Here is a 13308-nt window from a genome sequence, read left to right on the forward strand (position 1 = left end):
CAATGCGTAACTATATTAAACCTCTGATGATTGTTGCCGCGATGGCCTCGTCCTTTAGCGCGCTGGCGATTCAAAAAGATATTACCGTCAACGCCAGCGTTGACTCACAGTTGGATATGACTCAGGCCGATAACACGCCACTGCCGGCCAGCATCGACATGCAGTACCTGCCAGGTCGTGGGCTGGAAAGCTACCGCCTGAACACCAAGGTGTGGTCTAACTCTGCCACCAGCAATGTCAAAGTGCGCCTCGTTAGCGCAGCTAAGCTCACCAATATGGATGGCGACGAAACTGTACCGATGACGGTGATTCTGGGTGATAAAACACTGTCTACCACCGATGCCGAATTTACCGGAACTGAACTGTTCCCAGGCAGCATTGAAAACGGTTCAGCGGTACTGCCACTGACCATTTCTCAGACCACCAAAGGCATTCTGAAAACCGGTCAGTACAGCGGCGTTGTCAGCCTGATGCTGACGCAGGCGACGACCACGGAAGGCGGTGCGTAACACCACAGTACATAAGGGATAACGTCAGAGGGTGCCCACCCTCTGACGTCAGGATGATGTCGAGGCTTGGTCATGGCGTTTCACAGAAATACTCTCCTCTTAGTTGCTTTATTACCCGCATCCATCCAACTCGCCTGCGCCGAGATGGCCGTCCCGGCAGGTTTCGAAGATCTGGCGAAAACGCAGCGCCTGTGGATAGAGGTTAACCTCTATGGCGAATCGCTTGGCCTTTTTGAAACGGATATCACACTTGAATCGGTAAGTTTTGTCGCACCCGAAACCGTGGTCGCGGCTATCAAACGTCAGTTTAATGACGCTCCTGCCCTCGTTGCCACCGTGTCCGCAGCTCTCGCCGTTCCACTTGCCCGTAACGGCAACCTGGCGTGCAGCAGCAATGGCTCCGCAACGGGATGTGATTACATTGATACCCATCGTGCGGCCATTATCTATGATGAGAATAACGCGCGCATTAGCCTGTTTTTGGACAAGAAATTTCTGCCTAAACAGACCACAGAAAACCAGTGGTATCAGCCTACGCAGGGCACTGAGAATGCGTTGATCCATCAACAGAATATCAATTATGTTGCCGACAGGGATTACCAGTCAGCCACCGTTCAGGGCAATGGCGCGCTGGCCATGACGCAGGACGGCTACTTTAATCTCGACTGGACCTGGCTGGGGCAGCGTTCAAGGCACCAGCAGCAACAAGAAATAACCGTCAACAATGCCTGGTTTCGCCAGGATATCTGGCGTCAGTACTATATTCAGTTAGGCGAGATGGATACCCGCGATCTGTTCAGTAATGCTGGTGGGAATATCAACCTCAGCCAACTGCCGCTGGGCAAAATTCGCGGCCTGCGCACAGGCTCGACAAGGGCATGGATCAATCCGGTTCAGCATTCAAAGGGTACCCCCATCACCGTGCTGCTTTCCCATGATGCGCGTATTGACGCCCGCCGGGGCAATCAGCTGCTGGCCAGTTTTTATCTCAATGCCGGGGCTCAGACCCTGGACACGCGATCGTTCCCAGATGGGAGCTATACCGTGACGCTGTCCGTCTATGAAAATAACCGGCTGACACGTACCGAGCAGATACCGTTTACCCGCACCGGTATTACGCCGTTTGACCGCGTCGAGTGGTTCCTGCAGGCGGGAGAAACCGACAATAACAATCAAAACGATGAACGCAGCGCGGTCGCGCAGGCGGGTGTCCGCCTGCCTGTCACTCCAACGCTGGCACTCACCAGTGGCGCAGCGATAAAGAAAAACCAACGTTTTCTGGAAAATGCACTCGACTGGAGTCGTGGTTTCAATGCGGGTCCGATCGATGGCGTACTCTCGACCCGGTTTAGCTACCTTTACGGCAGCGAAGGACAACGCGGCAATATTCAGCAAATCAGCTATAACGACGGTTTTTCACTGAGCTTCTATCGCAACGCGTTATCAGCGGAAAACTGCAATACCCGAAGCGCGGGATATGACGCCGTAAATGGCTGTTACCGAAGCCTGTCGGTGATGTTCTCCGTCCCTGTCGGCACCTGGTACGCCAGCCTGGGATATTCGGATAACCGCAACGAAGGACGATACGTTTCTCGTCGGGAACTCCCGGACAGTGACGATCGCCACGATGCTGGCTTGCCCTGGGAGTCGGTTTATATGACCCGCTCACGCACGCGGGCCTGGCAGGGTGGCTTGAGTACGGCTTTCAGCACACGCGGTCTGAACATCAACAGCAGCATTAACCTTTTCATGCGTAACGATGACTCACGCGAAGGCAGGGATAAAGGCGGCTACCTGAGTGTGAGCTTATCAATGGCGCATAACCGTCAGGGCAATGCGACAAGCTATACCTCTCTGGGCGCGACATGGCAGCACCAGCAGCATGATAAAAACCAACTGAGCTATAACGTGGCGCACAACTGGTATGCCGACGCACGTGGTGAAAATGAGTATGGACTGAGCGCATCAGGTATTAACAGCGATTCACTCAATACCTCTGCCTACACGCGCCAGGGCGGACGATATGGCAACGGGAGCCTGACAGTCAGCGATGCCTGGGATCGTCAGGATCGGCGCCATACCCTGAGCAGCAGCGGCAATTACAACTCCACGCTTGCGCTGTCGCGCTCTGGTCTGTGGCTGGGCCGCTGGAGCGACGGACGTCCTGCTTCAGCCATCGCGGTTAACGTTGCCACACCGGAAGATTCCCAGGATCCGAGCATTGCCGTGTCGCTGGATAACGGCGGCAGTGCAGACATTCCAGGCAATAGCCGCGCCCTCTTCGCCGTGCCGGGCTATCAGCAGACTACGTTGACGATTAACGAATCGCTGGATGTCTCGCGGGGTGCCAGCAGTGAAATCACACAAGGTTCAGGCAGCAGAACGTTATTTATGGTGCCAGGCAAACTGCTCCGCCGGGACGTGCAAACCACGGCAAGCTACACCTGGCTCGGCCAGTTAACTGACGAGCAACATTCGCCGTTTATCGGCGGCGTGCCACTGAACGTTAACGGCTGGAGCGACCTTGGCAACGGCGGGTTTAGCGCTCAAAGCGACGCTCTGCTGCATAACCTCTACCTGGTGCGTCAGCAGCAGTTTTATCAGTGCGAGCTGAATGTAAAGACTATGCGCGACGTCGTGCGTTACGTCGGGTCGATCCCTTGCCGGGAATTAACCTTCTCTGCCCTGCCGGATACTGTCCAGCAACAGGCACAGCTGATGCTCGCCGGACGATCGGTACCAACGGGTCCAACTGCCATGAATGCAGACAACGTCACAAAAGGGAAATGATGTGAACAAGCACTTAATTATTTTACTTTTTTTAAGCCTGTGGGCGGGTCAGACTCAGGCAGCGGCCCCTGCCGGAAGAAACACCAGCGTCGAAATCAGCTTCGATCGCATGGCCCCCCCCGCGCGCTTTGATATCTGGGTTCATGAACCGAGCGGCTATGATGTCGCCGATCCGCAAAAGTGGGGACGTAATACTCTGACGTGTCTGTCCCGTACCGACTCCACAGTTGGCGCCTGCATGACCGCCCCGGCCTGGTTCACGGCGAACCCGGGGACACCTTTTGCCATCAATTTACGTTTTACGCATGCCCTTACCAGCAAAACGGTGGATCTTAAGGTCTATGGCGACCACTACATGTTTTTCAATAATAAAGTCTTTACCTATCCCAGTTTTATCACGGGAGGGACAGAGATTGTTGCAAACTGGACCAGAGAACCCTACTTCGATTTCTATATCGTGAAAAGCGAACTGGAAAAGCTCGCTCTGCCGGGTATCTGGACCGCCACGCTGAGGCAGAACCTGCGTCAATGGGATAGTGGCAACTGCGGCGGGAACTTCGCTGACCCCAATACCGGATGTCCAGGCTATCGCGCCATTGCTAGCTGGCAGGCCACGATGCGCATTGAGGTTGTCGATCCGGGTAATCAGCAGATTTATCTGCCGGCATTTCCGCACTCAACGCCTATCGTTAACCTCAACCTGACCAACTTCCCGGGGCGGCCGGGTGGCAGTGAAATCCAGGGTGAAAACACGCTGGATATGTGCCTGTACGACGGCAAAAACAGTACCAGCACCCGCACTTATCTTCGGTTTGAGGACGACGGACTCCCCTCAACGGACCGTGCTGAAGAGGCATTTTCAATCCGGCGACGCGGCGGAAGTCAGACCGATGCGCGGGATCGTCTCGACTATCAGGTCTTCGTCACTAATCCCGTCACGGGCGCAACCGAAACCGTCGCCAACGGTAAAACCTTAGTCTGGCAAGGCACCAACGATCCGCAGCATCTGCGTCAGGTCGTCCTGCCCGGCGGACGTGAGAGCGTACTGTGCGTACCAGCCCCTATTGTTTTGAAAACCCCTGCGTTTGCAGCCAGCAGTAAAAACGCCGGGGATTACACCGGCACGCTACGCATCATCTACACACCCAGTACGTTATAAAGAGGCCGCCGTGAATTACGTCATTCTTGATAATAATCGTTTTTATGCCGAAGGGTTGCGCTACGCCCTTCTGCGCCGTAACGCTCACACTCAAGTTGAGAGCGGCGCGTTACAGTGGCACCGTTCGCTGTTGGCCTGCGACACCCTCGTTGTGCGTTGCCGCTTTTCCGTCGCGAGGACGCATCTGGCGCTGGTCGACATTCTGCTTCAACTGGAGGCCAGGCGCTGGGAGGGAACGGTTTATCTGGTGTGCAATGAAAAAGGCTGGGCACTGGCCACGCATTTACGAAAGCGTTTTGCCACGCTGACCTTACATATCATTGATGACAGAATTGCCGTCGTGGATGCTGCGTATCTGCTTGCTAAAGAGCCCCGTCGGGTACGCAGTCTGAATTGCTGCCTGACTGGCATGGAGTTCAATGTTCTCGACAGGCTGGTTAACGGTCAATCGGTAAAACATGTTGCGCATATGACGCAGATTAGCGAAAAACAGGTATCGACGTATAAATGCAACGCGCTGAAGAAGCTTAATGCCAACAATCTGCTACAGCTTCTTCTGTAGGTCGAGGTTTCTCACGCCGCCCCTTATTTGCTAAACTAAGGGCGGTTTTTACTTTATCGACAGAGCACTATGTTCATTTTTGCAGGCCATGAAATTGAGACCGATAGCGAAGGCTATCTGAAAGACACCACGCAATGGAGCGAGCCGCTGGCGGAGAAAATCGCCGAAAACGAAGGTATCGTTCTCTCCCCCGAACACTGGGAAGTGGTGCGTTTCGTTCGCGAGTTTTATCTGGAGTTTAATACCTCCCCCGCAATCCGCATGCTGGTAAAAGCGATGGCCAACAAGTTTGGCGAAGAAAAAGGCAACAGCCGTTATCTCTATCGCCTGTTTCCGAAAGGCCCAGCTAAGCAGGCAACTAAAATTGCCGGCCTGCCGAAACCGGTGAAATGTATTTAATAGCGGATACTAAATCCCTTTAGCTCGTCGCCAGGGCGGTGCGGTTCGCTGAGAACCCGATCAACCCTGGCGCTGCGCGGTCCCCCAGCTTTCAACCACTTCATCAGTTGTTCCACCCGCTCGCTTTCACCACAGGCGACAACTTCTACGCTGCCGTCATCCATATTCTTCGCATAGCCGGTCAACCCCAGCCGTTGCGCTTCATGCTGGGTGGTGTAGCGAAATCCTACCCCCTGAACCCGGCCATAGACCCAGGCGATGATGCAGACTTTCGACATTGCGGTTCTCCTTATCAACATAAATGAAAGAACAGGTACCGATGGACAGATGACCGGCAATCACCTGAGCTGTCCATAGATTAGCAGGGGATAACTGAATAAGTTGTCGCACCTGTCAGTGAGATTAAACCGTCGCTCGATAAGCAGGGGCCCCGCCATACCATCATGCAGTAGCGCCAGACGCTGATGATTGACCTCATCATCTGTGCTACTCTACGCGCCATTTTATTTTAATGGTTTCAGGTTGGTACTTTCATCCAACCCGCGTCACTGTTTGTGAGAGGTTGCTCCGCATGACTGAATCTACAATTCCACATTATCCTCGTTTAGTGTTAGGGAAGGTGCGAATAAGCGGGGAAATTCTTCTCGGCTGACTCAGTCATTTCATTTCTTCATGTTTGAGCCGATTTTTTCTCCCGTAAATGCCTTGAATCAGCCTATTTAGACCGTTTCTTCGCCATTTAAGGCGTTATCCCCAGTTTTTAGTGAGATCTCTCCCACTGACGTATCATTTGGTCCGCCCGAAACAGGTTGGCCAGCGTGAATAACATCGCCAGTTGGTTATCGTTTTTCAGCAACCCCTTGTATCTGGCTTTCACGAAGCCGAACTGTCGCTTGATGATGCGAAATGGGTGCTCCACCCTGGCACGGATGCTGGCTTTCATGTATTCGATGTTGATGGCCGTTTTGTTCTTGCGTGGATGCTGTTTCAAGGTTCTTACCTTGCCGGGGCGCTCGGCGATCAGCCAGTCCACATCCACCTCGGCCAGCTCCTCGCGCTGTGGCGCCCCTTGGTAGCCGGCATCGGCTGAGACAAATTGCTCCTCTCCATGCAGCAGATTACCCAGCTGATTGAGGTCATGCTCGTTGGCCGCGGTGGTGACTAGGCTGTGGGTCAGGCCACTCTTGGCATCGACACCAATGTGGGCCTTCATGCCAAAGTGCCACTGATTGCCTTTCTTGGTCTGATGCATCTCCGGATCGCGTTGCTGCTCTTTGTTCTTGGTCGAGCTGGGTGCCTCAATGATGGTGGCATCGACCAAGGTGCCTTGAGTCATCATGACGCCTGCTTCGGCCAGCCAGCGATTGATGGTCTTGAACAATTGGCGGGCCAGTTGATGCTGCTCCAGCAGGTGGCGGAAATTCATGATGGTGGTGCGGTCAGGCAAGGCGCTATCCAGGGATAACCGGGCAAACCGACGCATGGAGGCGATTTCGTACAGAGCATCTTCCATCGCGCCATCGCTCAGGTTGTACCAATGCTGCATGCAGTGAATGCGTAGCATGGTTTCCAGCGGATAAGGTCGCCGGCCATTACCAGCCTTGGGGTAAAACGGCTCGATGACTTCCACCATGTTTTGCCATGGCAGAATCTGCTCCATACGGGACAAGAAAATCTCTTTTCTGGTCTGACGGCGCTTACTGCTGAATTCACTGTCGGCGAAGGTAAGTTGATGACTCATGATGAACCCTGTTCCATGGCTCCAGATGACAAACATGATCTCATATCAGGGACTTGTTCGCACCTTCCTTAGCCAAGGGGCGCGAAAAATCATTACTTCGCCGCCATCCATGGGTATTTTCCGGTGCTGTCGCACGTATGGAAGGTAAAGCCAACCTCGGTGAAACCGTTGATATCGTTGACCACCAGGGGAAATGGATAGCGCGTGGTGCGTTCTCTCCGGCGTCGCAGATCCGTGCGCGCGTCTGGACCTTCGATAAGTCTGAATCCATCGACATTGATTTCTTTACCCGTCGTCTGCAGAAGGCGCTGACATGGCGTGACTGGCTGGCGAAAAAGGACGGTCTGGACAGCTACCGTCTGATCGCCGGAGAATCCGACGGCCTGCCGGGTGTCACTATTGACCGCTTCGGTAACTTCCTGGTATTGCAGTTGCTCAGCGCGGGGGCTGAATACCAACGCGCCGCGCTGATTAGTGCTCTGCAAATTGTTTTCCCGGACTGCGCTATTTATGACCGTAGCGATGTGGCCGTGCGTAAAAAAGAAGGTATGGCGCTGACCCAAGGGCCCGTCACGGGCGAACTGCCGCCTGCTCTGCTGCCTATCGAAGAGCACGGGATGAAGCTACTGGTTGATATTCAGCACGGTCACAAAACCGGCTATTACCTCGATCAACGCGATAGCCGCCTGGCGACGCGTCGTTATGTGGAAAACCAGCGTGTCCTGAACTGTTTCTCCTATACCGGCGGCTTTGCGGTCTCCGCATTAATGGGCGGATGCCGTCAGGTGGTCAGCGTCGACACCTCTCAGGAAGCACTCGATATTGCCCGCCAGAACGTGGAACTGAACAAGCTGGATCTGAGTAAAGCCGAGTTCGTACGTGATGATGTGTTCAAACTGCTGCGCGCCTATCGCGATCGCGGTGAGAAATTTGATGTCATCGTGATGGATCCGCCGAAATTTGTCGAAAACAAAAGCCAGTTGATGGGCGCCTGCCGCGGTTATAAGGACATCAATATGCTGGCTATTCAGTTGCTGAACCCAGGCGGCGTACTGCTGACATTTTCCTGCTCCGGGCTGATGACGACCGATTTATTTCAGAAAATCATCGCTGATGCCGCAATAGATGCTGGTCGTGATGTACAATTTATAGAGCAGTTCCGTCAGGCCGCCGATCATCCGGTGATCGCTACCTACCCGGAAGGGCTGTATCTGAAAGGGTTTGCCTGTCGCATCATGTAACTTGAAAAGTGGAATATTACCCTTACATAGAGGGTATCTATTTCCCGGGAGGTGACTATGATTGCCAGCAAATTCGGTATCGGCCAGCAGGTCCGCCATTCCCTGTTAGGTTACCTCGGAGTGGTCGTGGATATCGACCCGGAATATTCGCTTGATGAGCCGTCAGCCGATGAGTTGGCGGTTAACAGCGAACTTCGCGCCGCTCCCTGGTATCACGTGGTGATGGAAGACGATAATGGTCTGCCAGTGCATACGTATCTGGCCGAAGCACAACTGAGTAGCGAGCTACAGGAAGAACATCCGGAGCAACCGTCAATGGATGAACTGGCGCGCACAATCCGTAAACAGCTTCAGGCTCCGCGCCTGCGTAATTGATACTAACACAGGCCCGATGGCGCTTCGCTTATCGGGCCTGTGCGTTTCATCCGGCGACAGTCAAACTTTACTTCGCCAGTCCCAGTCGCGGGATCTCAATCGCCGGGCAACGATCCATCACCACCGTCAGCCCCGCATCACGCGCCAGCACGGCCGCCTGCTCGTTAATTACGCCAAGCTGCATCCATAGCGTCTTCGCGCCAATGGCGATAGCCTCCTGAGCGACGCCCCACGCCGCTTCAGAATTACGGAAGACATCGACCATATCCACTTTCTCTGGCACATCCGCCAGCGTTGCATAGCCCTGCTGCCCCAGCAGCATTTTCCCGGCAACCTTCGGTGAAACGGGAATAACGTGATAACCCTGGTCGAGTAAATACTTCATCACGCGATAGCTTGGGCGATCGGGTTTATCGCTTGCGCCAACCAATGCAATCGTGCGGGTAGATGTCAAAATGCCAGCAATATCGGTCTCTTTCATCGTTTTCCTCCAGGCTGTTTAACAAAGTGTACGACAAACCTGACCCCGCAACCATTCATCCCATACTGGCGTATGAGAGCTAAACTCAAAAATATGTCTATATGTTAGTAAACGTGATTATCGAAAAATTTAGATACATGTTTGCAGCTATTTTCTGGACAGGAGAAACCTATGAAAGCCGGCATTGTGACAGCCTTAATTGCCCTGTGTTTGCCGGTAACCGTTTTTGCTACCTCATTACGCCTGTCTAATGATATTGACCTTTTGGTGCTGGACGGAAAAAAAGTCTCCAGCTCATTACTGCGTGGCGCCGACAGTATCGAGCTGGAAAATGGTCGCCACCAGCTCGTATTTCGCGTAGAAAAAACCATTCGCTTGTCCAGCCACGAAGAACGTCTGTATATTTCGCCTCCGCTGGTCATCAGCTTTGATACCCAACTCGTCAGCCAGGTTAATTTCCACCTCCCGCGTCTGAACAATGAGCGGGACACAGCGCATTTTGATGACGCTCCACGCGTGGAATTGCTGGATGGGGACTCCATGCCTATCCCCGTCAAGCTGGATATTTTGTCAATCACATCCACAGCGAAAATCGTGAATTATGAAATGGAAACTGAACGCTATAACAAAGCGGCTAAACATGCGTCATTACCGCAGTTTGCTACGATGATGGCCGATGACAGCTCGCTGCTTTCCGGGGTATCTGAACTGGATCGCGTGCCGCCTCAGTCGCAAACGCTGACCGAACAGCGTTTAAAATATTGGTACCAGCAGGCCGACGCGCAAACGCGAAGTAACTTTTTGCAATGGGCTCAGAAACAGCCTCCTTCATGACATTTATGTTCGCATACGCATTTTTTTTGTCTTTCTCTTGCAGCATCAAGAGCTTCCAGTACTCTGTAACCAGGTTAACTTGGGAGCTGTACTATGGAATTAACAACTCGCACATTGCCAGCGCGTAAACATATTGCGCTGGTTGCACACGATCACTGTAAAAAGATGTTGATGAGCTGGGTGGAACGCCACCAGCCGTTGCTGGAAAAGCACGTTCTGTACGCCACAGGCACGACGGGAAACTTAATCCAACGCGCAACGGGAATGGACGTCAACGCTATGCTGAGCGGTCCGATGGGGGGTGACCAGCAGGTGGGTGCGCTGATTTCAGAAGGGAAAATTGATGTGCTGATTTTCTTCTGGGACCCGCTAAACGCCGTACCTCACGATCCTGATGTCAAAGCGCTACTGCGTCTGGCGACGGTATGGAACATTCCGGTTGCCACCAACGTGTCGACCGCCGATTTTATTATCCAGTCGCCAAACTTCAACGATGCAACGGACATCTTGATCCCAGATTACGCCCGCTATCTGGCAGAGCGCCTCAAATAAACGCCGGGCAGGCGGCAATTGCCGCCTGCTATTCAGGGTTTTCTTGCTACCGGAACATCCAGTTGTTTAAGTTCATCAACAAAGCACGACGGTGTTTCTTTATTAAACAGCAGCCATACCCGATGCCGTGCCCGCGTTAGCGCCACATACAGCAAGCGTCTCTCTTCAGCATCCGGGAAATCCTCCACCGCCGGAAGCAACGCCTCTTCCATAATCGACTCGCGGGCCGGGGCGGGAAAACCGTCATTCCCATCATGAAGCCCCACAACAATAACGTAATCTGCCTGCTGTCCCTTACTGGCATGGATAGTCATGAAATCCAGCTGTAGCTTAGGCCAACGGGTAGCTGCTTTCTCCAGACTGGCAGGTTTCAGATGATGGTATCGCGCCAGCACCAGAATTCTCTCTTCTGCCTTCACAAATCCCGACAGCTTATCAAGCAGCAGATCCAGCTGGCTTTCATCGAGCAACGTGACGGCTTTTTTATCGCCTGCCATCAGACTGTTGAGCGGTTTCGTAAGCTGATGAGGGTTTTGCTGGATAAACTGGTTTGCGACTTCACCAATACGGCTATTAAAACGGTAAGTCGTATCCAGATTACAACGGTCGCCCTCGCCGAAGTTTTGCTGGAATGCGGTGGTCAACGAAAGCTGTGCTCCGCTGAACCGGTAAATTGCCTGCCAGTCATCCCCTACGGCGAACAGCGTAGTGTGTGAGTTTTGCTTGCGCAGTGCGGCTAACAGGGCGGCACGCTGAGGAGAAATGTCCTGAAATTCGTCGACCAGAATGTGTTTCCACGGACTGATAAACCGGCCTTTTTCCAGAATGACAATGGCCTGATGAATCAACCCGGAAAAATCGACGGCATTCTCATCCTTCAGGGCGCCCTTCCAGGCCTTGAGCAGGGGAGACATCAGCTTAATGCGTTTACTGAACAGATCGCGAATCTCCTCCGGAGCATTGGCGATCATCTCCGCCTGCGCTCCGCCATGCATACGCATCAGGCTAACCCAACGATCCAGCCGGGAAGCCAGCCGGCGCTGTAATTTTTCGTCATCCCAGAAGTTACCTTCGGGTACAGACCACTGCATCTCTTCTTCTAACCATTGCCGCCAGCCTTTGGCCTGTGCCTTTTTCTCACTGCACTGCTGACGCCAGGTCGTGATAAAAAGTTTGCTGCGCGCGGCAACATCATTTTCCAGCTTGCTAACCGTCGGGACTTTTTTACTCCCCTGAGAAATAATGTGCAACGCCAGTGAATGAAACGTCCTCGCGGTGATCTCTTCCGTATGCAGACGTTCACGGATGCGATCGTCCATCTCCTGGGCCGCTTTGCGTCCAAACGCCAGCAGCAGGATTTGTTCGGCCGCCGCTTCCCCTCGCGCAAGTAGCCAGCCCGCACGGGCGACCAATACGGATGTTTTGCCGCTTCCGGCCCCCGCAAGAACCAGTAATGATTGTTCGCCGTTCACCACCGCCCGCGCCTGGGCCGGATTCAGCGGCGAGGACTCAATTTGCTGGAAAAAATCGGCATGTTCTTCCAGCATGGCATCGGTATACGCCTGGTTGTGCTGCAAGCGACAAGCTTCAATGTCCTTCAACCATGCCTGGCATTGACGTAACGCCTCACGGCAATTTTCAAATTCTTCCAGCCGGTTAATCGGGAGCGGCAATGCGGCAAAGGCGCGGCGGATCTGCTGCTGTAGCCCTGACGTCTGTTCGCGCGTCAGCCATTTATTCTCACTGGTGCGGGTGGCGATCGCCTCCAACTGCTGCTGTAAAACTCCCGCAGCGACGTCGCTCATTTCCTGACTCCACTGCTGCCAGAGCGAATTCAAATGGTGATGGAAGCGCTGGGTTTCAGCCCATTCTGTGCCGTGAAGACGAACCACCTTATCATCCGGGAGCACAAACTCCAGCTCCCCCCATACTAGGCCGCGTTTACAATGAATAGCAAGTAACTGATTGAAGGGAATAAGATACTCGTGACGATCGCCGGAAACCTTAATCCCGGCATTGAGAATAACGGCCCGATCGTAAGGGTGTTGTGCCAGACGTTTTCCAAGAGAAGTTGCTTTCAGTTCCATAAGACTCAAGCGGATCCACACGAAGAGGTTTGCTTATCAGTGTAACCGCCAGAGAAAACGTGCTCCAGCCCAAAAAAACGTTACAATTGCCGAATTCACAGAAAACCAGAGTTAACCGAGGGTTTATGCGTACTGTTCTGAATATTTTAAATTTTGTGCTCGGGGGATTCGCCACCACCTTAGCCTGGTTACTGGCTACGCTGGTCAGTATTGTGCTGATTTTTACTCTCCCCCTGACCCGCTCATGCTGGGAAATAACCCGACTCTCGCTGTTTCCCTACGGTAACGAAGCGATTCATGTCGATGAGCTTAATCCAGCGGGCAAAAACGTCCTGTTGAATACCGGAGGCACCGTGCTCAATATTTTCTGGCTGATTTTCTTCGGCTGGTGGTTGTGCCTGATGCACATTGTCTCCGGTATTGCCCAGTGCATTACGATTATTGGTATCCCGGTTGGCATTGCGAATTTCAAAATCGCGGCGATTGCACTGTGGCCGGTGGGTCGCCGGGTAGTGTCAGTTGAAGTTGCTCGCGCAGCGCGTGAAGCCAACGCGCGTCGTCGCTTCGAATAATCAGGA

Annotated in this window: 14 protein-coding genes and 1 pseudogene; 10 read left to right on the plus strand and 5 right to left on the minus strand. The window is 53.4% G+C overall.

From position 1 onward, the window contains the following. Positions 1–2 precede the first annotated feature (2 nt). The 5 genes from HV311_RS15895 (at position 3) to tusE (ending at position 5419) form a co-directional block, all read left to right on the plus strand. Positions 3–509, plus strand: coding sequence for a CS1 type fimbrial major subunit (locus HV311_RS15895; protein ID WP_016152497.1), 507 nt, complete (start codon positions 3–5; stop codon positions 507–509). 72 nt (positions 510–581) lie between these two features. Beyond that, entirely contained in the window at positions 582–3299 is a 2718-nt protein-coding gene (locus HV311_RS15900) for a TcfC E-set like domain-containing protein (protein ID WP_191220162.1), read from the plus strand. 1 nt (position 3300) lies between these two features. Then, positions 3301–4458 (plus strand): CfaE/CblD family pilus tip adhesin, encoded by a 1158-nt coding sequence (locus tag HV311_RS15905; protein ID WP_191220163.1) that lies wholly within the window; start codon positions 3301–3303, stop codon positions 4456–4458. 10 nt (positions 4459–4468) lie between these two features. Next, on the plus strand, positions 4469–5020 hold the full coding sequence (locus HV311_RS15910; RefSeq protein WP_016152494.1) for a LuxR C-terminal-related transcriptional regulator: 552 nt from the start codon (positions 4469–4471) through the stop codon (positions 5018–5020). A 69-nt stretch (positions 5021–5089) separates the two neighbouring features. Further along, the gene (gene tusE / locus HV311_RS15915; RefSeq protein WP_016152493.1) at positions 5090–5419 is read left to right on the plus strand and encodes a sulfurtransferase TusE; all 330 of its coding nucleotides are present in this window, start codon (positions 5090–5092) and stop codon (positions 5417–5419) included. Here tusE and yccX read toward each other — a convergent pair. From yccX to HV311_RS15925, 3 genes and pseudogenes are all read right to left on the minus strand, one after another. Further along, on the minus strand, positions 5416–5697 hold the full coding sequence (gene yccX / locus HV311_RS15920; protein WP_016152492.1) for an acylphosphatase: 282 nt from the start codon (positions 5695–5697) through the stop codon (positions 5416–5418). The two genes, tusE and yccX, sit on opposite strands and share 4 nt — an antisense overlap. Before the next feature lie 34 nt (positions 5698–5731). Then, positions 5732–5877: pseudogene (locus HV311_RS28045) on the minus strand (AraC family transcriptional regulator); the annotation flags it as partial. A gap of 302 nt (positions 5878–6179) precedes the next feature. Further along, positions 6180–7160, minus strand: coding sequence for an IS5-like element IS5 family transposase (locus tag HV311_RS15925; RefSeq protein ID WP_064349473.1), 981 nt, complete (start codon positions 7158–7160; stop codon positions 6180–6182). A gap of 53 nt (positions 7161–7213) precedes the next feature. On the opposite strand from HV311_RS15925, the gene rlmI reads away from it, so the two are divergent. Together rlmI and hspQ are read left to right on the plus strand one after the other, a co-directional pair. Further along, complete coding sequence (gene rlmI, locus HV311_RS15930; protein WP_191220164.1) at positions 7214–8401, plus strand: 23S rRNA (cytosine(1962)-C(5))-methyltransferase RlmI; 1188 nt, start codon at positions 7214–7216, stop codon at positions 8399–8401. 57 nt (positions 8402–8458) lie between these two features. Further along, on the plus strand, positions 8459–8776 hold the full coding sequence (gene hspQ, locus HV311_RS15935) for a heat shock protein HspQ (protein ID WP_016152490.1): 318 nt from the start codon (positions 8459–8461) through the stop codon (positions 8774–8776). Between the two features lie 67 nt (positions 8777–8843). Here the strand turns inward: hspQ and HV311_RS15940 are convergent, their stop codons facing one another. Beyond that, complete coding sequence (locus HV311_RS15940; RefSeq protein ID WP_016152489.1) at positions 8844–9257, minus strand: CoA-binding protein; 414 nt, start codon at positions 9255–9257, stop codon at positions 8844–8846. 171 nt (positions 9258–9428) lie between these two features. Here HV311_RS15940 and csgI point away from each other — a divergent pair, with 171 nt between their 5' ends. Continuing rightward, a complete protein-coding gene (gene csgI, locus HV311_RS15945; protein WP_016152488.1) occupies positions 9429–10091 on the plus strand; it encodes a curli synthesis inhibitor in 663 nt (220 codons plus the stop codon). A gap of 93 nt (positions 10092–10184) precedes the next feature. Further along, positions 10185–10643, plus strand: coding sequence for a methylglyoxal synthase (gene mgsA / locus HV311_RS15950; protein ID WP_016152487.1), 459 nt, complete (start codon positions 10185–10187; stop codon positions 10641–10643). A 32-nt stretch (positions 10644–10675) separates the two neighbouring features. On the opposite strand, the gene helD is transcribed toward mgsA, so the two are convergent. Continuing rightward, a complete protein-coding gene (gene helD, locus HV311_RS15955) occupies positions 10676–12730 on the minus strand; it encodes a DNA helicase IV (protein ID WP_019076416.1) in 2055 nt (684 codons plus the stop codon). A 125-nt stretch (positions 12731–12855) separates the two neighbouring features. Between helD and HV311_RS15960 the strand changes: the two genes are divergently transcribed. Beyond that, positions 12856–13302 carry a YccF domain-containing protein gene (locus tag HV311_RS15960; RefSeq protein ID WP_016152485.1) on the plus strand — a complete coding sequence of 149 codons (447 nt, stop codon included), beginning with the start codon at positions 12856–12858 and terminating at the stop codon, positions 13300–13302. Positions 13303–13308: the final 6 nt, after the last annotated feature.

The sequence above is a fragment of the Citrobacter sp. RHBSTW-00881 genome (assembly GCF_013728515.1).
In the GTDB taxonomy this organism is placed as follows: domain Bacteria; phylum Pseudomonadota; class Gammaproteobacteria; order Enterobacterales; family Enterobacteriaceae; genus Citrobacter; species Citrobacter braakii.